Origin of the sequence: Pedobacter lusitanus, from assembly GCF_040026395.1 — a bacterium.
GTDB classification, from domain to species: Bacteria; Bacteroidota; Bacteroidia; order Sphingobacteriales; family Sphingobacteriaceae; genus Pedobacter; species Pedobacter lusitanus.
On record NZ_CP157278.1, the window covers coordinates 3,862,602 to 3,884,767 of the forward strand.

The 22,166-nt window shown below is 39.3% G+C and carries 24 protein-coding genes; 12 read left to right on the forward strand and 12 right to left on the reverse strand.

Annotated features, from left to right (window positions below):
* The first annotated feature begins 11 nt into the window (after positions 1-11).
* Genes PL_RS16680 through PL_RS16705 form a run of 6 tightly spaced genes read left to right on the forward strand, consistent with a single transcriptional unit; the run spans position 12 to position 4,424 of the window.
* Positions 12-656 (forward strand): DedA family protein, encoded by a 645-nt coding sequence (locus tag PL_RS16680; RefSeq protein WP_348619935.1) that lies wholly within the window; start codon positions 12-14, stop codon positions 654-656.
* A 14-nt stretch (positions 657-670) separates the two neighbouring features.
* A complete protein-coding gene (locus tag PL_RS16685; protein WP_200890774.1) occupies positions 671-1,222 on the forward strand; it encodes an inorganic diphosphatase in 552 nt (183 codons plus the stop codon).
* Complete coding sequence (locus PL_RS16690) at positions 1,222-2,547, forward strand: hemolysin family protein (protein WP_348619937.1); 1,326 nt, start codon at positions 1,222-1,224, stop codon at positions 2,545-2,547. Before PL_RS16685 ends, PL_RS16690 begins: the two co-directional genes overlap by 1 nt.
* A gap of 11 nt (positions 2,548-2,558) precedes the next feature.
* A complete protein-coding gene (locus PL_RS16695) occupies positions 2,559-3,263 on the forward strand; it encodes a 16S rRNA (uracil(1498)-N(3))-methyltransferase (RefSeq protein ID WP_041883879.1) in 705 nt (234 codons plus the stop codon).
* Positions 3,260-3,919, forward strand: a complete 660-nt coding sequence (locus PL_RS16700; protein WP_041883876.1) for a DUF4159 domain-containing protein — start codon at positions 3,260-3,262, stop codon at positions 3,917-3,919. Before PL_RS16695 ends, PL_RS16700 begins: the two co-directional genes overlap by 4 nt.
* A gap of 1 nt (position 3,920) precedes the next feature.
* Positions 3,921-4,424: a biotin/lipoyl-containing protein gene (locus tag PL_RS16705; RefSeq protein ID WP_041883871.1), complete on the forward strand. Its 504-nt coding sequence runs from the start codon at positions 3,921-3,923 to the stop codon at positions 4,422-4,424.
* A 47-nt stretch (positions 4,425-4,471) separates the two neighbouring features.
* On the opposite strand, the gene PL_RS16710 is transcribed toward PL_RS16705, so the two are convergent.
* Positions 4,472-6,076: an SUMF1/EgtB/PvdO family nonheme iron enzyme gene (locus PL_RS16710; protein ID WP_041883868.1), complete on the reverse strand. Its 1,605-nt coding sequence runs from the start codon at positions 6,074-6,076 to the stop codon at positions 4,472-4,474.
* Positions 6,077-6,297: 221 nt separating this feature from the next.
* Here PL_RS16710 and porV point away from each other — a divergent pair, with 221 nt between their 5' ends.
* Together porV and ispF are read left to right on the forward strand one after the other, a co-directional pair.
* Positions 6,298-7,488, forward strand: a complete 1,191-nt coding sequence (gene porV / locus PL_RS16715; RefSeq protein ID WP_152620348.1) for a type IX secretion system outer membrane channel protein PorV — start codon at positions 6,298-6,300, stop codon at positions 7,486-7,488.
* Positions 7,489-7,540: 52 nt separating this feature from the next.
* On the forward strand, positions 7,541-8,017 hold the full coding sequence (gene ispF, locus PL_RS16720) for a 2-C-methyl-D-erythritol 2,4-cyclodiphosphate synthase (protein ID WP_041883865.1): 477 nt from the start codon (positions 7,541-7,543) through the stop codon (positions 8,015-8,017).
* Between the two features lie 73 nt (positions 8,018-8,090).
* Here the strand turns inward: ispF and PL_RS16725 are convergent, their stop codons facing one another.
* From PL_RS16725 to PL_RS16765, 9 genes are all read right to left on the reverse strand, one after another.
* Positions 8,091-8,963 carry a pirin family protein gene (locus tag PL_RS16725; RefSeq protein ID WP_041883861.1) on the reverse strand — a complete coding sequence of 291 codons (873 nt, stop codon included), beginning with the start codon at positions 8,961-8,963 and terminating at the stop codon, positions 8,091-8,093.
* A gap of 26 nt (positions 8,964-8,989) precedes the next feature.
* Complete coding sequence (locus PL_RS16730; RefSeq protein ID WP_041883860.1) at positions 8,990-9,520, reverse strand: YceI family protein; 531 nt, start codon at positions 9,518-9,520, stop codon at positions 8,990-8,992.
* An 84-nt stretch (positions 9,521-9,604) separates the two neighbouring features.
* Entirely contained in the window at positions 9,605-10,192 is a 588-nt protein-coding gene (locus tag PL_RS16735; protein ID WP_041883858.1) for a Crp/Fnr family transcriptional regulator, read from the reverse strand.
* A 17-nt stretch (positions 10,193-10,209) separates the two neighbouring features.
* The gene (locus PL_RS16740) at positions 10,210-10,368 is read right to left on the reverse strand and encodes a FeoB-associated Cys-rich membrane protein (protein WP_082035986.1); all 159 of its coding nucleotides are present in this window, start codon (positions 10,366-10,368) and stop codon (positions 10,210-10,212) included.
* Between the two features lie 38 nt (positions 10,369-10,406).
* A complete protein-coding gene (locus tag PL_RS16745; RefSeq protein ID WP_041883855.1) occupies positions 10,407-11,612 on the reverse strand; it encodes a hypothetical protein in 1,206 nt (401 codons plus the stop codon).
* 1 nt (position 11,613) lies between these two features.
* Positions 11,614-12,444: a type 1 glutamine amidotransferase gene (locus tag PL_RS16750; protein ID WP_348619942.1), complete on the reverse strand. Its 831-nt coding sequence runs from the start codon at positions 12,442-12,444 to the stop codon at positions 11,614-11,616.
* Complete coding sequence (locus PL_RS16755; protein ID WP_041883846.1) at positions 12,441-13,547, reverse strand: carboxylate-amine ligase; 1,107 nt, start codon at positions 13,545-13,547, stop codon at positions 12,441-12,443. The genes PL_RS16750 and PL_RS16755 overlap by 4 nt, the downstream gene beginning before the upstream one ends.
* A 21-nt stretch (positions 13,548-13,568) precedes the next feature.
* Positions 13,569-14,654, reverse strand: a complete 1,086-nt coding sequence (locus PL_RS16760; protein WP_041883842.1) for an ATP-grasp domain-containing protein — start codon at positions 14,652-14,654, stop codon at positions 13,569-13,571.
* A gap of 40 nt (positions 14,655-14,694) precedes the next feature.
* Positions 14,695-15,399 carry an esterase family protein gene (locus tag PL_RS16765; protein ID WP_041883839.1) on the reverse strand — a complete coding sequence of 235 codons (705 nt, stop codon included), beginning with the start codon at positions 15,397-15,399 and terminating at the stop codon, positions 14,695-14,697.
* 226 nt (positions 15,400-15,625) lie between these two features.
* On the opposite strand from PL_RS16765, the gene PL_RS16770 reads away from it, so the two are divergent.
* Positions 15,626-16,447: an alpha/beta hydrolase gene (locus PL_RS16770; protein ID WP_348619944.1), complete on the forward strand. Its 822-nt coding sequence runs from the start codon at positions 15,626-15,628 to the stop codon at positions 16,445-16,447.
* Between the two features lie 15 nt (positions 16,448-16,462).
* Here the strand turns inward: PL_RS16770 and PL_RS16775 are convergent, their stop codons facing one another.
* Entirely contained in the window at positions 16,463-17,143 is a 681-nt protein-coding gene (locus tag PL_RS16775; protein WP_041883836.1) for an oxidoreductase, read from the reverse strand.
* Positions 17,144-17,385: 242 nt separating this feature from the next.
* On the opposite strand from PL_RS16775, the gene typA reads away from it, so the two are divergent.
* The 3 genes from typA to PL_RS16790 all read left to right on the forward strand — a co-directional run bounded on the left by typA (position 17,386) and on the right by PL_RS16790 (position 21,350).
* A complete protein-coding gene (gene typA, locus PL_RS16780; RefSeq protein WP_041883833.1) occupies positions 17,386-19,188 on the forward strand; it encodes a translational GTPase TypA in 1,803 nt (600 codons plus the stop codon).
* A 226-nt stretch (positions 19,189-19,414) separates the two neighbouring features.
* Complete coding sequence (locus PL_RS16785) at positions 19,415-20,131, forward strand: 3-ketoacyl-ACP reductase (RefSeq protein ID WP_041883831.1); 717 nt, start codon at positions 19,415-19,417, stop codon at positions 20,129-20,131.
* 1 nt (position 20,132) lies between these two features.
* Complete coding sequence (locus tag PL_RS16790; protein WP_041883828.1) at positions 20,133-21,350, forward strand: serine hydrolase domain-containing protein; 1,218 nt, start codon at positions 20,133-20,135, stop codon at positions 21,348-21,350.
* Between the two features lie 62 nt (positions 21,351-21,412).
* On the opposite strand, the gene PL_RS16795 is transcribed toward PL_RS16790, so the two are convergent.
* Positions 21,413-22,144: an AAA family ATPase gene (locus tag PL_RS16795; protein WP_041883825.1), complete on the reverse strand. Its 732-nt coding sequence runs from the start codon at positions 22,142-22,144 to the stop codon at positions 21,413-21,415.
* Positions 22,145-22,166 lie beyond the last annotated feature (22 nt).

The following is a 22,166-nucleotide window of genomic DNA, read 5'->3' on the forward strand; positions in this document are numbered from 1 at the left end:
TTACTTGAATTATGCACGATTTCTGGACCTCCGTACATCACTTTATTGATCCTGAGAAATTACTTAAAGAAGGCGGTTTTTATGTCCTGATCTTCGTGATTTTTGCTGAGACAGGATTATTTTTTGGCTTTTTCTTACCTGGAGATTACTTACTGTTTCTTGCCGGGATGTTCGTGGCGACGGGTAAACTTGATGTGAACATCTATGTGCTCATCTTTGGTTTAATTGTTTCTGCCGTTTCAGGTAATTTTACAGGTTATTGGTTTGGGAAGAAGACCGGACCGGTTCTATACGATCGTAAAGACACTCTTTTCTTCAAAAAGCGTTATCTTAAGGCCGCAGAAGCTTACTATCATAAACAGGGTGCTTTTGCTTTAATCATGGGCAGGTTTGTACCAATTGTAAGAACTTTTGCCCCGATTATTGCCGGTGTTGTCAAACTGGACTTCAGGAAATTCGCACTATATAATATTTGTGGTGCTTTTTTATGGATAACATCTTTAACTTTGCTGGGCTATTTTCTTGGCAAGAAATTTGAAAAGGAAATCAACGCTTACCTGCTTTATATTATTGTGGGTTTTATGGTTATAACTACTATCCCTCTGCTTATTACTTTTTTAAAAAAGAGGGTACATACAAACGAAGAGAATAAATAATAAGAATAAAAAAAATGCAAATAGACACAAAACATCCCTGGCACAGTGTTTCTCCAGGTGCTAATTTACCAGAATCGGTAAATGCTATTATTGAAATTCCAAAAGGATCAAAAGCTAAATACGAAATAGATAAAGACTCTAACTTAATTAAATTGGATCGTGTCCTGTTTTCTTCTGTGATGTATCCGGCAAACTATGGTTTCATTCCTCAGACTTACTGTGATGATAATGACCCATTGGATATTCTTGTTTTATGTTCTGTTGATGTCTATCCTTTATCTATTGTTGAGGCAAAAGTTATCGGTGTAATGCACATGGTGGATAATGGTGAGCAGGATGATAAAATCATCGCTGTTGCAAAAAATGATATGTCAGTAAATTACATTAACGATATTTCAGAATTGCCACCACACCAGATGAAAGAAATCGTAAGATTTTTCCAGGATTATAAAGCTTTAGAAGAAAAGAACGTTACTATCGAAAAACTGATGGGCGTTACTTATGCTTATAAGGTAATTGAAGAAAGTATTGAACTTTATAATAGTACATTTAGACAAAACTCTTAATGGGCTTTCAAATATTCTTAACCTTTTTCTTAGTCGTCTTAAACGGCTTTTTCGTTGCAGCTGAGTTTGCAATCGTTAAAGTCAGAGCGTCGCAAATAGAAATTAAGGCTAAATCTGGTAATAGAGTAGCTAATATTGCTAAATATATTACACAACATCTTGATGGATACCTGGCTGCCACGCAGCTGGGTATTACATTAGCATCACTGGGATTAGGCTGGGTTGGAGAATCTGTAATGGAACATCTGTTACACAATTTATTAACCGCATTAAATCAATCCCCGGAATTTATCGATTCCTTCTCCAAAACTGCTTCTCCAATCATCGCATTTAGTTTTATTACTATCATGCATATTGTATTCGGAGAACTTGCACCAAAATCAATAGCTATTCAGCGCCCTGTTGCCACCACACTTTTTATCTCTGTTCCGTTACAGGTTTTCTATATGGTGTTCAGACCGTTTATCTGGTTACTGAATGGATTTGCTACTTTTATTTTAAAAGGGTTTGGTATTTCAACAGCCGGTGGGCATGAAGCGGTTCACAGTACTGAAGAACTTTATTACCTGTTAGATCAGGGAAGAGAGAGTGGTGCCTTAGATAATAATGAGCACGAACTCATCCGCAACGTTTTTGATTTCAATGAACGTGTGGTTAAAAATATTATGGTTCCGAGAACTAAAATCTCGGGTATCGAGCTGTCTACACCTAAAGAAGAGGTAGTAAAGCTGATTATTGCTGAAGGTTATTCAAGAATGCCTGTCTATGATGATATCATTGACAAGATCATAGGTATTGTCCATGCTAAAGATGTATTACCTCTGCTGGCAGGAAATAAAGAGTGGTCATTAAAAGATATTATCAGAAAGCCTTATTTTGTCCCTGAGACGAAAAAAATTAATGATCTGCTAAGTGAGCTGCAGCAGAAACGGATTCAGATTGCCATTGTAATTGATGAATTTGGTGGTACTGCCGGTATGGTTACCCTTGAAGATATAGTGGAAGAGATTGTAGGAGAGATTCAGGATGAATACGATGAAGAGAAACCTACTGTAGAAAAGATCTCTGATACAGAATTCGTGATCAATGCCTACGCAACTGTTTATGATGTCAATGAACATCTGCCTCATGATTTACCTGAAGATCTGGATTTTGATACTGTAGGTGGTCTGGTGTCTCATGCTTTTGGAAAAATTCCTGATGTAGGAGATAGTGAGGAATGTTATGGATATTTATTTACTATTCTTAAAAAGACAGAACAAAATATTGAGACCATCAAGCTTGAATTGGTGATCGGTAATAATGATCTGGTAGATAATCACTAAAATTTCATACAATGCACGTTTTTTATACGCCAGATATTACTTCTGAAACTTATAGTCTGAATGAAGAAGAAAGCCGGCATTGTATGAAAGTACTGCGGCTGGTCATTGGCGATGTTGTTCATCTGATAGATGGTCAGGGTGGCCTGTTTGAAGCAGAGATCATAGCAGAATCCAAACGGAATGTAACACTGCGCGTACTGAAAACCAGCAGGGAATATCAGAAGAGGAACCACAGTCTTCATATAGCTGTAGCGCCCACTAAAAATATAGACAGGCTGGAGTGGTTCCTTGAAAAAGCTACTGAGATCGGTATAGATACGATTACGCCGCTGATCTGTGAACGTTCAGAACGGAAGATTGTCAAAGAAGAACGTCTGAATAAAGTGATAACTTCGGCAGTTAAGCAGTCTTTGCAGGCTTATCATCCCTTGTTAAATGATGCAGTTGGTTTCAAAGAATTTATCAGTAAAGAAACTGCTGACTATAAAATGATAGCACACTGTGTAGATGATGAACCGCGCGGTTTTATCAGTCAGGTATCCAAACCAGGACAGCGTTATCTGATTCTTATTGGCCCTGAAGGTGATTTTACACCAAATGAAATTCAGCTGGCTTTGCAAAATGACTTTAAACCATTAACTTTAGGTAATACACGTCTCAGGACTGAAACTGCTGCTTTGGCAGCATGTTTTGAGGTGAATTACTTAAATCGATGAAAGTCAGACTTATAATCCTTTTTTCTTTATTGGTTTTACTGACAAGCAGCTTTCGGACACCTGCTTACCAGCTGGCAAGACTTAAATATAATGGCGGCGGAGACTGGTATGGAAACAGAACTGCACTGATTAATCTGGTCGCTTTCTGTAATCAGCAGCTTCACACCAATTTTGCTCCCGACGAAGCAATCGCGGAAGTTGGTAGTCCTGATCTCTTCAATTATCCTTTTATCTATATGACCGGGCATGGCAATGTAGTATTCAATGCCCAGGAAGCACAAAATCTCCGGCGCTATTTAACAGGCGGCGGGTTTTTGCATATTGATGATAACTATGGTCTGGACAAGTATGTAAGGGTGCAGATGAAAAAGGTATTTCCGGAATTATCATTTGTAGAATTGCCGGTTAATCATCCTGTTTACAGCCAAAAGTTTAAATTTGGGAACGGACTGCCTAAAATACATGAGCATGACGGGAAAAGAGCTCAGGGATTTGCCCTGATCTGGGAAGGAAGAGTAGTCTGTTATTATTCTTATGAGAGCGATTTAGGGAACGGCTGGGAAGACTTTGGTACTTATCCTGAGGATACAGCTGAAAAGAGGAATAATGCGCTTAAAATGGGCGCAAATTTAATTAGTTATGTTTTAACCCATTGATATGTATAAGATAAAAGTAAATGATACTTATGATTTTGATTTGTCGGCTGCAAATGACTCCTTACAGCTGAATGGTGAAGCGATTCCTGTAGACGTCAGAGAACTTAAAGATGGCCATATTCATTTTCTTTACAGAAACAAATCTTATAATGCAGAAGTTGTTTCAGAGAATCATGATGATAAGACCTCAGTAATTAAAATAAACGGGAAATTATATGAAGTGGCTATTGAAGATCAGTTTGATAGTTTGCTGAAAGCAATGGGAATGGGTGCGGGTAGTGGTAAAGGGGCAGCTGAAGTTAAGGCACCGATGCCTGGTCTGGTACTGAGCATTAATGTAACCGAAGGGCAGGAAGTTCAAAAGGGGGATAACCTGCTGGTGCTGGAGGCTATGAAAATGGAGAATATGCTCAAGTCATCTACGGATGGTACGGTTAAGAAAATCCATATCGTGAAGGGAGATAAAGTAGAAAAGAATCAGGTTTTAATAGAATTTGTATCATAAAAAAAGAGGAGCTGAAAGGCTCCTCTTTTTTTATGATATTTTATGTTTTATCTCTTCTTGGCATTAAATGGCTTTTGTTGTTTAGGCTTAAACTGAGGTTTACCGACAGAGCGGATCTCAGAAGCACCCAGCATTGTCATCGCACAACGGAAGCCTATATCAGCTGTAGATTCATCCTGTTGCATAAAACGTCTGGTAGCAGGATTTAACCACAGTGCCTGATCATTCCATGATCCACCTTTATAAACTCTTGATTTATTGTTTACCAGGGTGATTTCTCCGTAGAGTTTGCTTTCTTCATCGCGGAAACCTCTCTGGTCAGCATAAGAATTTTTTAAAGTATCGGCTTTAGCTGCAGCTGCCTGTTTTTCTGCCCAGGTTTGCTTTTTTCCAGATACAGCAGCAGTCATGATTGGTCTGTTATAGGCATCTTTCTCCAGTCTGCCCGTAAGTGCATCTGCTACTTTTTTATCCTGATAATAGTTTCCTCTGTATGGATTTAATGCATCAGCATCAGCAAAGGTATTGGAACGATAAACATCGGCTACCCATTCGTTTACGTTACCTGCCATATTATATAAACCAAAATCGTTAGGTACATAAGAACGTACAGGGACAGTAATACTTCCTTTATCATTCAGCATACCACCAACACCCATATAATCTCCTTTGGTTCTTTTAAAGTTGGCCAGAATTAAACCGCGGGTCTTGTTTTTTGCAGAACTGATACCTAAACCATCCCATGGATAGATTTTGTTGTTAGAGATGTTCTCATAACTCGTATTTCCAATCAGACCTAAAGCTGCATATTCCCATTCAGCCTCAGTTGGCAGGCGGTAAGGCTGTTTAACAATACCGTCTTCCAGTCTCACATTTCTTGTTGCACCGCCTTTTGGTCCTTTACCATTTGCGTTTGCAGCAGTAGCAGCAGGGCCAAAGTCCTTCATCGCTTTAGTTCCTTTATCATCATACTGACCATTCAGATAAATATCCGTATTAAATGGTCCTGTAGGTTTAGCCGCAGTTGCTGCCGCATTGGTCTTTTTGCCGTTTTTGCCAGTGCCGTTCAGATCTTTATAACTGGTCATATAGTTTTGTTCCCTTAAAAGAGACTCATTCACGATATTGGTTCTCCAGACACAGTATCTTTGTGCCTGTTCCCAGCTTACACCTACAACAGGATAATCCTGATAGGCCGGATGTCTTAAATAATTATCAACGTAAGGTTCATTATAAGAAAGAGGTCTGCGCCAAACCAGTGTATCAGGCAGCTCATCATAATAGTATTCGTAGTTTGTAGGATCAACTTTTCTGATCCAGTTCAGATATTCTAACCAGTTGGTATTGGAAACTTCAGTTTCATCCATATAAAAGGAGGATACGGTAGTTTCTCTTTTATGGTTATAATCTTTAAGTTCCTGTCCCGGAACATTGGTTGCGCTGCCGCTCATCACAAATACACCGCCTTCAATTTCAACCAAACCCGGACCAGGTCCGCGTTTAAATTTATTATTTACCTGAAACCCTCCGTTTTCTGGTCTATTGTATGCTAATCCTGTTTTTTCGGAAGTTGCACTTTTTTTAGACGTGCACGAAATTAATGAGGAAACAGACAATAAAAAAGCAAATGAATATAGGTATGTTTTTTCCATAAGTGCGTATTGAGCTATTCTAACTGTTAAAATTACACAAAAAAAGATCGAAGCAACAAAATAATTGAATAATATCATCTTAGATTAACATCTTGCATAAATATACAGGCGTAAATCTTAAGGCTTAGCTTAAATAAATTGCTTAATTAAATTATATTTGAAGAAGCGAGTCAACACTGATTCAAACCTATCTATGAACCTGAAAAAAGAAAATCAATTAAATGAGGATAATAAATTTTAAGTGCTCTTCAAAGTTTCTATTGATTTGCTTCTTTTTTGCTGCAGAAATATTCACTCTGCAGGCACAGACACCTGAAACACAAACAAATGGCAGCAGGCTTAACAGTCTGAGGACAGCAGTGCCGTTTTTGCAGATTACTCCTGATGCAAGAGTCGGAGGTATGGGGGAAGCAGGCGTAGCTATTGCGCCTGATGCGAATTCAAATAGCATAAACCCTTCGAAAATGGCATTTCTGGATCAGAAATATGGGTTCTCTGCTTCTTACAGTCCATGGCTCAGAAGTATCGCATCAGATATTAATCTCGGATACCTCAGTGGATTCTATAAAATTGATGAAAGAACTACGCTGGGTGCGTCACTTCGCTATTTCTCTCTTGGGAAAATTGAGATGACGGATATCAATCAGCAGGATCTGGGGACATATAATCCAAATGAGTTTGCGATTGATGCGACCTTTGCCCGCCGTTTCGGGGATTCTTTCTCCCTGGGTACCTCAGCAAGATATATTTATTCAAATCTTGCTTCAGGTCAGTTTTCAACCGGACAACAATCAAAAGCAGGTAAGTCTTTTGCGATGGATGTTTCAGCCTATTTTAAAAAGCCAACGATATTGTTTGGGTATGATGCTATTGTATCCGCCGGTGCGAATATTTCTAATATAGGGACAAAAATGAGCTATATAGATGGGGGAGAGAGTTATTTCCTGCCTACAAACCTGAAAATTGGGGGTGCTTCGACTTTTATTCTGGATGATTATAATGAAATTACCATAGCGCTTGATTTTAATAAACTTTTAGTGCCAACACAACCAATTTACAACCAGGATGGAAGTATACAGTCCGGGAGAAATCCCGATCGTTCGGTCCCTTCTGGTATCTTTGGATCTTTCAGTGATGCACCAGGAGGTTTCAGTGAAGAGGTCAAGGAAATTAATATCGCATCCGGACTGGAATACTGGTACAATAAGAAGTTTGCTTTAAGAGCGGGATATTTTTATGAAAGCCCGCAAAAAGGAGACAGAAGATATTTCACACTGGGCACAGGCTTTAAGTACGAAAATTTTAATCTCGACGTGTCTTATCTGGCAGCGACTGCCCGAAAAAGTCCGCTGGCCAATACATTAAGATTTACGCTGTTATTCAATTTCGGAGATACAGGTACCAGTAAATAATTTGTCTGTAAAGGCTTTGAGGATATCCGTAGTAAATAATATATAATTAAAAATGAAGATTAAAGTAGGATTTGGGTTTGACGTACATCAGTTAAAAGATGGTCATCCATTTGTAGTTGGAGGAGTGAATCTTGAACACCATAAAGGGGCATTTGGACATTCTGATGCCGATGTTTTGTTACATGCGATTTGTGATGCGTTGCTGGGGGCAGCAAATCTTCGGGATATTGGTTTCCACTTTAAAAATACAGACCCGCAGTGGAAAGGGATCAGCAGTGTAATTCTTTTGCAGGAAACGGTGAAACTGATTGCTGCGAAAGGCTGGCAAATTGGAAATATTGATGCAATGCTTTGTCTGGAAGCACCAAAGATTAATCCGCATATTCCGCAGATGCAGGAAAATATTGCAGCAGCTATAGGAATGTCAGTAGAAGATATTTCAATTAAAGCAACGACCAATGAAACCATGGGCTTTATTGGCAGGGAAGAAGGTGTGGTTGCTTATGCAGTTTGTCTGATTGAAAAGTAATTTGTCTGATTAAAAAATAAAAAGGAGAAAGCCGTTGAATTATCTAAAATCAACGGCTTTCTCCTTTTTATTTCTAGTCTTCAAGATAACCAAACCGCCCCTCATTATAATCACTGATTGCGAGTCTGATCTCTTCTGGTGTGTTCATTAAAAATGGCCCGTATTGTGCGATGGGTTCATTAATCGGTTCACCGCTTAATATCAGGATAGTGCTGTCTGATGAAGCTCTAACATGAATATCTTCTCCGTCATTTTTAAAATATACGAACTGATTACCTGATGCCTTTTCCTGATTGATAATCAGGTTGCCTTCTACAATCAGTATCCCGGTGTTAAAGCAGGCAGGAAAGCTGAATTCAGCTTCTCCACCAGTGTTTAGGTGTGCATTGTATACATTCAGGTTGCTGAAGGTACTTGCTGCTCCTGTGATGTTGCCATAGGCTCCTGCGATGACTTCTACAAATCCGGCGTTGTCCTGTAAGACATATTTCCCTATACTATCATTTTTAATTGCCTGATATTTAGGTTTGCTCATTTTATCTTTCGCAGGCAGATTGACCCACAGTTGAACCATCTGAAAAAGACCACCTTTTCTGCTGAATTCTTTTTCATGATATTCCTTATGGAGGATACCGCTTGCTGCAGTCATCCACTGTACGTCACCTGGGTAGATTACCCCGCTGTTTCCTGAGCTGTCATGATGGGCAACTGCCCCATGATAAGCAATGGTCACTGTTTCAAATCCACGGTGCGGATGCACACCGACACCGCGCAACTGATTAGTTGGAAGGAGTTCAGTTTTATCATTAAAATCGAGCAAATAAAATGGGCTCATTTTAATCTTATAACCTCCGGGAAAAAAGTTACTTACTTTGAACCCATCACCTACCATATGTGGTGACGGAGCGTCGAGTACAGCCGAAATGGATTTTATATTGGATCCCATAAGAATTTATTGTTTACAAAATGGTCTTAAGCTTGTTTTGCAAATTGCAATTCACCTAAAATGCGGACCTCTTCACCCAGCATTACACCACCTGTTTCCAGCGCAGCATTATAGGTAAGACCAAAATCTGTTCTGTTTATTTTTCCTTTGATCGTAAAACCAGCTTTGGTATTACCCCATGGATCCTGTGCAGTACCGCCAAATTCAACGTCCAGAGTAACTGGTTTGGTTGCATCTTTGATAGTCAGGTTTCCTTTTAATTTATAATCTCCACCTTCTTTGGTAAATGAAGTAGATGCAAATGAAACAGCTGGGAATTCTGCTGCATTAAAGAAATCACCGCTTTTTAAGTGGCCATCTCTGTCTTTATTTCCTGTGTCGATAGAATCAACTCCTGCTTTAAAAGAAACTATTGAATGCTCAAAATCTTCATTATCTGTTTCTAATTCGGCAGAGAATTCATTGAAGCTACCTGTAACAGTAGAGATCATTAAATGTTTTACTTTAAACTGAAGTTCACTGTGTGCGGGATCTAATACCCATTTAGTAGTTGCCATAATTTTTGCTTTAAATATTGATTTATATTATAACACAAAATTAGGCCTATTGTTAGACAGGGGTGTTGATGTATGATAAGAAAGTTAAACTTTGAAATGTTTATGTGCCAGGTCTTTACGAACACGGCTTAAAGATTCAGGGGTAATGCCAAGATAAGACGCGATCATCCATTGTGGTACACGAAGTGTCAGGTTTGGATATAATTTGATAAAATCAAGATACCTTTCTTCGGCGGTAGCACTTAACAGCATATTGATCCTTTTTTGCATAAAACGGATCGAATTATTCAGCATTTTATAATTGAGATCTGCAAAGCAGGGAATAGTTTGTGCTGCATCCTGAATATAGTTTTTTGGAATCAGCAGAGCTGTGGTAGGTTCTACCGTATCAATATAAAAATCTGAAGGTTCATTAAAGAGACTGTTTCTTTCTGAGATCCACCAGTTTTCGGGAGCGAACTGAATAATGTTCACTTTAGCTTTACTATCAATGGAGTAGCAGCGCATCAGTCCTTCAGTAATAAAATAAGCTTTCGGACTAATTTCACCCGGGGCAACAAGGACTTTGTTTTTTTCAAAAGTTTTAACCTTTATATCTTTTGAGATCATTTCAAACTGCTCATCGGTGACTGCAATCCTCTTCTGTAAGTATTCTTTGAGCTGTTCAAACATATTGATATAGATGAAAACTATTTGTTCTTGGGTTCGATATTGGAAAAGTCGACACCACATTTGCAATTAGATGCGCATCCGCCACTTTTTGGGGACACGGCACGGTAAATGATGCGGCCAATATAGAAAAGGGCAGCAACAAATAAAAGTCCAACTAAAATAGTCTGAATATCCATAATGCAATTATAATTAATTCATTGGTGTCAGGGGTCTGTTAATTGTCAATTTCTCTTGCCATCAGTCCAACGGTGCCTCCTACCCAGTCAAAATCAGCATTATAGCGAACACCTATCATCTTTCCCCTGCTTAACCTGGCCAGGTTAATGCAGAGCTGAGGCTCTTCGCCATCCGGCCAGATATATAAAAGTCTGATCTCTGTCTTTACATATCCGTCAGGGGATTTAACAACAGGTTCATAATCTACTTTTCGTTGTAATATCCAGTTCTCAGGATCGGTTATGTTTGCAATATCGGCTTGGGTTACATCTATAATAACACCCATTCCGGCAAATGAAAATAAGGGTTTAAGGACGTAATTTTCCAGGTCAGCAGGAATAGTTTCCAGCGCATTCAAAAACTGTGTTTCCGGTACAAATTCATTCTTTAAAAAAGGCATGGTGAATTTACTGATCCGGTAAAACCAGTTGGGATGGGTAATCCATTCTACATCTAAAGGTTCGCGGGGGTCAAAGCTTGTTTTAAACAGTTCCTGCTGTGTACTGACCTCGTCAAAAATCAGCCGGTTATAAATTCTTCTCAAACGTACTTTTTCGTCCTGTTCCTGATAAAAGAGCTGGCCATTTTCACTAAAAATATCAGTTAAGCTTAGTATTTTAATCCCCAGATGTTTTGCTGTTACAAAAAAGTCAATAGCAGTTTTCTGGTTCGGAGCATCTATATCCATTAAGGCTACTTCCTGTGGAGCAAATGGCCCAAGGATTACTTTTTTTAATAAGCTGATATAGGTCTGCTGATCCATGCCATGAAAAAACGGGCTGAAATCAGCGAGCTTATTCAGTTCAAATGCTTCTTTATAGGTGTCAGCGAGGTGTAACTGAAAAGCAAACAAGGACGGGAATCCCTGCATTTCTATCAATCTTGGAACCAGTCTGCCTTGCTCATCTTTACAAATGCCAAAGTCGAAAGCTAAAAAATGGGGGTGATCATTTTCATTTGGGACAATCCAGTCTTTAGGGATTGCACTGGCTGTAAGTTCTTTGAAACCGGGCTGTTTGATTAATCTGATGATCTCTTCACCTGCTGCGATCAGCTGGTTTTTCAGGTCTTCGGGAATAAATACGGGAGTTTCAGCAAACCTGATCGGTACCGGAGGATAGTCTTTTTCCAGCAGATGTAAAAAATTTGCATACTTCTCTCTGGTGAAATTCCGGTTAAAATATTCTCTGTAGGTATGGACCATATCAGGCTTCTTTAAGCGCTTGAATAGCTTCAGTTAAAAAATTAGGTAAGATAGATTTTTGAGTCAGGAGAATTCTGTCTGGGTTATCAATACTGTCCAGCATGTCCAGGTATTTGTCTTCTCCATGGGCGGCGATAATGCTCTTTTTCTTCTCTTCTTCCAGAAGATATAGCCTCATGCCATCCGGATCCGCTTCAGGATGAAATTGTGTGCCGACAAACTCTTTAGAGAAACGAATAGACATGATACAGCGTTCCAGGTCAATATACGGACGTTCTTTTTCCAGTGCTAAAATTTCTGCACCGGTTTCATTAAAAGTTTCATCCTCAGCATCTACCACCTGCCAGTCCCTGCTGTCAATGGCATAAAAGGGATTAGTCAGGCCGGCATATATGATGTCATTTTCACCCTCCTGCGTTAAGGTAACAGGGAAAATGCCGAAAGCAGTTGATTTTCTTCTGGTAACCATACCCAGGCCATATTTACGGCATGCCATCTGGAAAGAGTGACAGATTAAGAAAATATACTTTTTATCCGGATGAGTTTTGTTATAATCTTCGATCTGGTCGAGCAGGGCAAAAAATGAGTTCTCCCAGGCCTGGCCTTCACCATCATAGGGGCTGCCAGGGCCGCCACTCGAAATATAGATGTCATATTCAATTCCCGGTATTTCATCTTTTACCCTTAAATCGAATACTTCGCAGGATAAATCCAGTGAATGCTCTTTCTTATACGTTGCTACAATATCGAGAATACCTCTTAGTCCCTGGTTAGGAACTCCTTTATTCATGTCTATAACGGCAACTTTAATTTCTTTTTTTTCTCCTGTCATGCGTGTGCTCCTATTAAGGTTTGCGATGTAATGTAGTCCACAACAGATTCAAAGCTTCCTGTCTGTGAGTAAATTGCCAGCTGTCTGTCTGCGCCGGTACCATTTTCCAGGATCTTGTGTATATAGTTCAGATCTTCTCTGCAGCCCAGTTCATCGACTACGTCATCTACAAAATCCAATAATTCTAATACAAGATTACGGCAGTTGATTTCCATTTCTTTACCAAAATCAATCAGATTTCCATCAATACCATAACGGGCAGCACGCCACTTGTTTTCGTTAATCAAGGCTCTGGAATAATTGATGAAACTCATGTTTTGCAGACGTAGTTTGTACAGTTTTGCGCAAAGAGACTGGAAAAGGGCAACAAAAGCCATCGTTTCATCAATCAGCATCGGGCAGTCGCAGATTCTGAATTCTATAGTTTCAAAAAACGGATGTACACGAATATCCCACCAGATTTTTTTTGCATTATCGATACTGTTGGTTTTGATCAGTAACTTGACATAGTTATCATAGTCTTCAATGCTGTTAAAAACATCCGGGATACCAGTTCTTGGAAACTTATCAAAGATTTTGGTCCGGTAAGATTTATAACCTGTATTTCTTCCTTCCCAAAAGGGAGAGTTGGTTGATAAGGCAAAAACGTGGGGTAAAAAATAACGGACCTGATTGGCAATATGAATTGCGAGTTCTCTGGATTGAAAGCCCACATGCACATGCAGTCCGAAAATCAGGTTGGAACGTGCTGCTTCCTGTAGTTCATTGACAATTTCACTGTATCTGGGATGTTCTGTAATCAGCTGTTTTTCCCAATGCGAGAAAGGATGTGTTCCGGACGCTCCGATACGTAAACCCTGTTCTCCGGCCAGTACTGAAACTGTATGACGAAGCTGGGAGATTTCCAGTCTTGCCTGTTCTGTGTTTTTACAGATACCGGTACCTACTTCCACCACGGCCTGATGCATCTCGGCTTTTACCTGATCTTTATGGATCTTTTGTGCAGCCTCTACTATTTTCTGGTCATGTGAGGTTAATTCACGGGTGACCGGGTCAATGACCATATACTCTTCTTCTACACCAAGCGTAAATTCATTCATCATCTTGAAACCTCCTTATCGAATTTATTTTTTCTTTGCTGCTGCTTTACCTGTCGCTGCAGGTTTTGTTTTTTGAGCAGATGCCGGACTTTTTGTTGCAGATTTAGTTGCAGGTGGAGTTTTGACAGATGCTGTTTTTGCCGGCGTACTTTTAGCCGTCAGTGATTTTCCGGCAATGGCCGATTTAATATATTCTCCCCAGGTCAGGTTATCCTGTCCGTCGATCTGTGCTTTAGCCCTTTCAATGGCATATTTGGCTGAGGTTTCTACCACCCAGTCAAAGTTTTCCTGTCCTACACTGGCTATATCAGCATCAGGGGCGGGATTACAAAAATCAATTGCATAAGGAATGCCATCCCGTACGGCAAATTCTACAGTATTAAAATCATAACCCAGATACTGATTGAGTTTGATAACGTAGTCATGAATTGTTTTGATTAGTTTTTCACTTGAAGGTTTATGATCTACTGCATATCTTAAATGAGCAGGATTACGTGGCTCATATTGCATAATACGTACATATTTTCCGCCAATACAATAACACCTGAAATATTCATCAAATTCAATTTCTTCCTGCAGCATCATCACGTATTGATGTGTCTGGCTATGTTTATCGAAAAACTCTTCTTTGTTGTTAAGCTTATAAACTTCTTTCCATCCGCCTCCATCAAAGGGTTTCATGTATGCAGGGAATCCGGTATAGCTGAAAATGTTGTCCCAGTCAAAAGGAAAAGCCAGATTGCTGAAAGAATTTTCTGTAGTGTCGTCTGGCCTGGCATGCGAAGGGATCAACGCTGTTTTGGGAACAGGTATTCCCAGCTTAACAGCCAGTGCGTTGTTGAAAAATTTCTCATCAGCACTCCACCAGAAAGGGTTATTGATAACTGCTGTACCTGTAATTGCAGCATTTTTTAAGGATGCTCTGTAAAAAGGGACATCCTGGGAAATACGATCAATAATTACAGCATAGTCCAAAGGTTCTGCCTGGAATATTTTATCAATATTCACAAATTCTGCCTTGAAGTCATTTCCCCCTAATTCATTTACACGCTTTACGAAGGCCTCAGGAAATGATCGTTCCTGTCCGAATAAAATACCTATTTTCTTCATAGAATTTTTTAATTAGGTGATGAAGCTTATATGATCTTGTTTATATTTTTGATAAGTATTCCGGAAACTGCTGTAACCAGACGGGCCAGTCATGGTCAGCATCAGGTCTGATATCCAGCCAGTGATTTATGTTTTTTTGATGAAGAATACCTGATAAACGTTCGTTAAATGGTTTACATATATCCCTGTCACCGGTGCCCAGTATAATTCCAATATTCCAGAGATCCGGATCCTGGTCACCTGGCAGGAAATCAACAGGATTATTATAATAAATATCACTGTCATAGAAACCATCAACCTGTGAACTGATATCAAAAGTTCCGCTCATGCTAAACAGATGGCTGACTAATGAAGGATGTTTGAATGCGAAATTTGCAGCGTGATAACCTCCAAAACTGCAGCCTGCCGTAATTACTTTTTGGTACCCGGTTTCACAGACAGCAAGAGGAAAAAGCTCCTGAGCAAGCATTTTATCATACCAGGTATGATTTTGCGCCCGGTCTGACGGGGAAATAGATTTGTTATACCAGCTCAGCGCATCGACACTGTCCGGACAATATATTTTGACTTTGCCTTCCTCAATCAGATGTTGTACCGAAGCAATCAGACCAAAGTCTTTTGTTTCATAATAACGCCCCTTACTGGTTGGGAAAAGAAAAACAGGATGTCCGCTATGTCCGTAAATCAGAAATTCTATGTCGCCGCTTAAATTAGGACTGTACCATTTTTTATATTCTTCTTTCACAGATTCCCTCTTTTGATGTATTGAATATAGACAAAACCCGTTCAAACCCCAAAAGGTTTTGCCGATTTATTCTTATTAAACAATAATTAGTTATTCTGTTTAGATATTTGTCTGAAAGCATCAACCGAATACGGTTAAATCCTGCTTACTGTTAAAAATATAGATACTTTATTACAGAGATTGTTAAATTTGCATCGAATTTGTGAGAAAGGGAATTCGTTGAATTATGTATAATACTGTGTCAGTCCTTGGGGCAAACCCCGTAATCCGTCAGTTGGAATCCGTTCATTTACAGCGGGTAGTGGAAATAGAGATATTTTATCCTTCCGGCTTACTTGGAAATGAAAAACTAAATTTATTGCTGTTGAACGACGGTCAGGATGCTGATGGATTAGATTTGAAGGAGACGCTGAATAATTTATACGAAGATCAGAAAATTGAGCCTGTAGTTGTGGTTGCCATTAAAGCGTCTGCAGACCGGCTTCAGGAATACGGAGTTGCAGGAGTTCCTGACTTTGCAGGAAGAGGAGGAAAGGCTGCGGATTATACCAGATTCATCACTTCAGAATTAATGCCTTTTATAGAAAAAGAAGCCGGAATGCCTTTTCTTGGTAAACGTGCCTTTGCCGGATGTTCACTTGGTGGACTTACAGCATTTGATATTGTCTGGAAGAATGATGGTTTTTTTGATATTGCCGGTGTCTTTTCAGGTTCTTTCTGGTGGAGGAAAAAAGATCTGAAAGATGGTTATACAGATAATGACCGGATTATGCATGAGGTTATCAGGGAAACTGAAAACCAGCCCTCAGTTAAGTTCTGGCTGATGACGGGTACAGAAGATGAAACTGCTGACCGCAACCGTAATTTCATCATTGACTCCATTGATGATACGATTGATATTATCAAGGAACTAACCAAAAAGGGTTATAAAAGACAGGATGACATTTTTTATTATGAAATGGTGGGAGGTAAGCATAATGTAGCTACCTGGGCTAAAGCTATTCCATCATTTTTATGCTGGGCTTTTGCCAGAAAAACGTTTTTGTAAAAGAAGATATTCATCTTAAGCCGGGGTTAAGACATCGCTTAGGGCCTGAATCTGATCTGACTGATGGATAAATATACCCTTTTGTTCATTTAATGATTGTGCCTGCATAACTTTTGCAACAGCCTCAACTTTGATGCTTCTGTATTTTTTCCATTTACCAATCAGTAACGGATTGATAATATGCATCAGCCTGTTCATCATGCCCTCTCCAAAACGTTGCTGAGATCTTTTACTATCCAGTAGAGAAGGACGGTAGATATGAATGCTTTTAAAAGGAACATCTTTGAGATCCCTCTCTACTTCTCCTTTAGTTTTATTATAGAAAAAAGAAGAGTTTTTATCTGCACCCATTGCGGAAACCAAATGATAACTTTCTGCGCCATTGGTTTGTGCGATCCAGGCGATATCCAGTGGGTACTGATAATCTATCCGACGGTATTCTTTCTGGTCGGGGGTCTGACTTTTTGTGGTTCCCAGGCAGCAGAAAACAGCATCTCCTTTAATTTCTGCTGAATAATCACTAAGGCGGTTAAAATCAATAACCAGCTGATTTAATTTAGGATGTTGTATGTTCAGATTTTTGCGGACCAGTACAAGGACTTCTGTATAATTATTATCATTTAATAAGTCCTGCAGCAGGCAACTGCCTATTGATCCACTGGCACCAGCCAGTATTGCTTTCCTCTTCTTCTCCATTTTAAACAGTCAGTGAGTTTAGATTAATATTTTAAATATCACGTTTTCTGTTAAAAGAATGGGTGTTATCATTTTCTTTCTTTGCGGATTATACGTTTTTGTGACAGAAATAAGTTTATCGGCCGAAAAGAAAATTGGCAATATCAAACATTTTTATGCTAAATATATTGACATTGCCCTAGTTAATAGGCTGATATATCAATTATTTACGTTATCTTTGCGCCAAAATTTAGGCGCATTTTATGCAAAAAATAAGAAACATAGCTATTATAGCACACGTTGACCACGGTAAAACTACATTGGTTGATAAGATTTTACACACTTGTTCTATTTTTCGTGACAACGAGCAGACAGGTGACTTAATACTTGACAATAACGACCTGGAAAGAGAACGTGGTATTACCATCGTATCTAAAAACGTTTCAGTAATGTATAAAGATGTTAAAATTAACATCATTGATACACCTGGTCACGCCGATTTTGGTGGTGAGGTTGAACGTGTATTAAAAATGGCTGATGGTGTATTGTTGTTATGTGATGCTTTTGAAGGTGCAATGCCTCAGACTCGTTTCGTAACTCAGAAAGCTTTGGCTTTAGGTTTGAAACCAATTGTTGTTGTAAATAAAGTAGATAAAGAAAACTGTCGTCCTGAAGAGGTTTATGAGCAGATTTTTGAATTGTTCTTTAACCTTGAAGCTACAGAAGATCAATTGGATTTCCCTGTAATCTATGGTTCATCTAAACAAGGATGGATGAGTACTGATTACACTAAACCAACTACAGATATTTTCCCTTTATTAGATGCGGTTGTTGCTAATATTCCAGCGCCGAAATTACTTGAGGGATCACTTCAGATGCAGATCACTTCGTTAGATTATTCATCTTTCGTAGGTCGTATCGCAGTTGGGCGTGTTCACCGCGGATCGATTAAAGAAAACCAGCCGGTTACTTTAATTAAACGTGATGGTAAAATGGTAAAATCAAGAGTAAAAGAATTATATACTTTCGAAGGATTGGGTAAAATTCGTACTACTGAAGTAAGTTCAGGTGATATCTGTGCAGTTGTAGGTATTGATGGATTTGATATCGGTGATACAATTGCTGATTTTGATGCTCCTGAGCAATTGCCTGTAATCAAGATTGATGAGCCGACAATGAACATGTTGTTCACGATCAATAACTCACCATTCTTTGGTAAAGAAGGTAAATTTGTTACATCTCAACGTATTAAAGAACGTTTGTACAAAGAGATGGAGAAAAATCTTGCACTGAAAGTTGTTGAAACTGAATCTCCTGATGCATATCTGGTATACGGAAGGGGTATTCTGCATTTATCAGTATTAATCGAGACTATGCGTCGCGAAGGATATGAAATTCAGGTAGGACAGCCACAGGTTATTATCAAAGAAATTGATGGTAAAAAATGTGAGCCGGTTGAGACGCTGATCGTAGATGTTCCTGGTGAAGTTGCTGGTAAAGTAATTGAGCTGGTTACTCAACGTAAAGGTGAATTACTGATCATGGAACCAAAAGGAGATTTACAGCATTTAGAGTTTGAAATCCCTGCACGTGGTATCATCGGATTGAGAAATAACGTGTTAACTGCTACAGGTGGTGAAGCGATTATGGCTCACCGTTTCAAAGCTTACGAGCCTTGGAAAGGTACTATTCCGGGAAGATTGAATGGTGTATTGGTTTCTATGGAAAAAGGAAGCACAACAGCTTATTCAATTGATAAATTACAGGATCGTGGTCGTTTCTTCGTTGATCCGGGTGTTGATGTTTATGAAGGTCAGATTATGGGTGAGCACATCCGTGATAATGATTTAGTAGTAAACATTGTTAAAGGAAAAGCTTTAACTAACATGCGTGCATCAGGTACAGATGATAGTAACCGTATTGCTCCTGCAATTAAGTTCTCTCTGGAAGAAGCGATGGAATATATCCAGGCTGATGAGTACATTGAAATCACTCCGTTAAGTATGCGTTTACGTAAAATCTATTTAACTGAGAACGAACGTAAAATCAAAGGTAAAAACTTATAATACCTTATAAAATAAGATGAAGCCCGTAAGCATTTGCTTACGGGCTTTTGTTTTTAAGCTAAATTTTGAGCTGACTGGGTAGTGTTTTTCCTGGGATTCATATTATAGATAAAAACTATGATAATCAGATTTAGTAATAGATAATTGTGTAATACTAACATATCTTTCCTGCAGAAATCATTTAAATTTTCAAATTTCTTAGTTTTGCTTTCAATAAAATAATATTATGGAATCTTTAAGAGGAAAAAATGCGCTGATTACAGGTGCAGGTAAAGGAATTGGTCGTGCTGTGGCTATAGCACTGGCACAGGAAGGTGTGAATGTGGGCCTGATTGCAAGAACAGCAGCTGATCTGCAAAATCTGGCTGAAGAGCTGAAAGCTTTTAATGTGCAGATTGCAATTGCTGCTGCAGACGTATCTTCCATTGATTCCGTGAATACAGCTGTTACAAAGATCAAAGCTGATTTAGGTGTAATTGATATTTTGATCAATAATGCCGGAACAAGTACTTTTGGTTCATTTATGGAACTGGAGCCTGCCAGATGGGAAGAAATTGTTAAAGTAAATTTATTTGGTGTTTATTATGTGACGCGTGCTGTTTTGCCTGAAATGATCGACAGAAAAACAGGTGATATCGTGAATATCTCTTCGACGGCAGGTCAGCGTGGAGCTCCGGTAACCAGTGCTTACAGTGCATCTAAATTTGGTTTAATCGGACTTTCTGAATCCCTGATGCAGGAAGTTCGCAAGCATAATATCAGAGTAACTACTTTAACGCCAAGTACAGTAGCGACTGATCTGGCAAAAGAGCTGAAACTTACCGATGGAAATCCTGACAAAGTTATGCAACCCGAAGATCTGGCAGAATTAATAGTTAGTCAATTGAAATTAAGCCGGAGAGTTTTTGTGAAGGAAGCCGGACTCTGGTCTACAAACCCATAATATGAAACGGATTCTATACCTGCTTGCGGCAGTTGTTTTATTGGTTGTTCTGCTTTTTGCCATGTTGTTTACCTGGCGCCCGGAACTGGTGCGGGTTGTGCGTTATCAATCGCCGGATGCCAATACCTATAAGATATTTCCGCAGGCTGTGATTCAGCCGTCAGATACGGCTTTTCATTTTGTAAAAGCTGCGGTAAACAGAGATGATCTGGATACCCTTCATGTGCTGAACTGGAAAAATGAATCCGTTCCTTTTACTACCTATCTTAAAGATGGGAAGGCTAATCTTTTTATGGTGATCCGGAATGATACCATTATCTATCAGAGATTTGCTCCCGGATATAGTGATACTACGCTGACTACACTTTTCTCTGTAGCGAAAACTATGGTTTCCATAATGGTTGGTGAAGCTCTTGAAGAAGGGAAAATCAAAAGCCTGGATGATAAACTGGTTAACTATGTTCCTGAATTAAAAGTGAATCCTGCATTTAACGGTATTACTTTAAAGAATTTGCTGGAAATGAAGTCTGGTCTGGAATTTAAGGATGTGTACGGTGGTTTGATAGCTGCATTTTTATCAGATGAAGCTAAATATTATTATACAGATGATATTAAAAAAGAGCTGATTAATGTCAAAGCAGCGAACGCACCCGGTACTGTCTGGAAGTATAAAAGTATTGATGCCTTTCTGCTGACCTGGGCTCTGGAAAATGCAACCGGAAAAAAAGCCGCCGCTTATTTCCAGGATAAGATCTGGAAAAAAATAGGTACTGCTTATCCGGCGGGTTTTGGTCTGGATCATGAAAATGGGTTGGCCAATACTGCCAGCAGATTTCAGTCTACAGCGATTGATCTGGCCAAGCTGGGCCGTCTGTATTTAAATAAGGGAAAGTATAATGGAAATCAGGTCATTTCTGCCGATTGGGTTATACAATCTGTTAATCTGGGGAATGACATCCCGGCAAACTCCAAAGGCTGGCAGAAGTCAGCGCATCATTATTTATGGTGGGTGCCTCAGCAGGGTATTAACGGAGATTATGCAGCAGAAGGTATGAGAGGACAAAGATTATATATTGATCCTTTAACCCGTACAATTATAGTCCAGTTTTCGGGTAAAGGGGCAGGGGGATATCCTTTCAGAAAGATCAGCCGTTATTTATCAGGTTTGCCGTTTACCTATCCGGCTGAATTGCCCTCAGAATCTGCTATAAGTCAATAAGAAGCTGTGTAGTCTCAATAAATTAAGAAACCGGATCAAATAATAATAACCAGGTGGTTGTTTTATTCAAATAAGAAACGGAAATAGGATTCAGGATTGTCCAGAAAACTTTTGGTCAGCTGATAATGCTCCGTATCCTTATAACTTGTTTCTTCAGGACCATTTTCAGTAAAATTATAAATACTGGCATTGGGATAACAGAGCAGCATAGGCGAGTGCGTAGCAATCAGAAACTGGGCTTTGCCTGATTTTTCCAGGTTGTTGATAATAGACATAAAAGTCATTAGCCTGTTGGGTGAAAGGGCGGCTTCGGGCTCATCCAGAATATAAATACCACTATGAAACTGATTGCTGAACAGAGAGAGAAAAGACTCTCCGTGAGATTGCTGATGAAGTGATTTTCCGCCATAAGCCCCTAATACACGTGCATCTTCAGCTGCTATTTCGTCGATATAATCTGCGAAATTAAAAAAGCTCTCTGCGCGCATGAAAAAGCCCTGATTTATGCGTTTGGGGGTCCATCCTAAAGTTAAATGTGAGCTCAATGGTGTTTCGTAACCATCGAAATTCTGTGCTGCGTTTAAATTATGATTGCGGTTTCCTCCTCTTAAACTGAATCCGCATTGCTCAGCAATAGCCTCCATTAAAGTTGATTTTCCCGAGCCGTTTTCTCCGACAAAGAAAGTGACGTTATTTCTCAGCGTCAGATTTATACCTTCCTTAAAAGCCGGAATAGCAAAAGGGTATTCGTCTATTGCGATTTTAGGTAGTGATATATGAGAAAGGAAAGGCATAGGCAGCAGAGATGAAGATCAG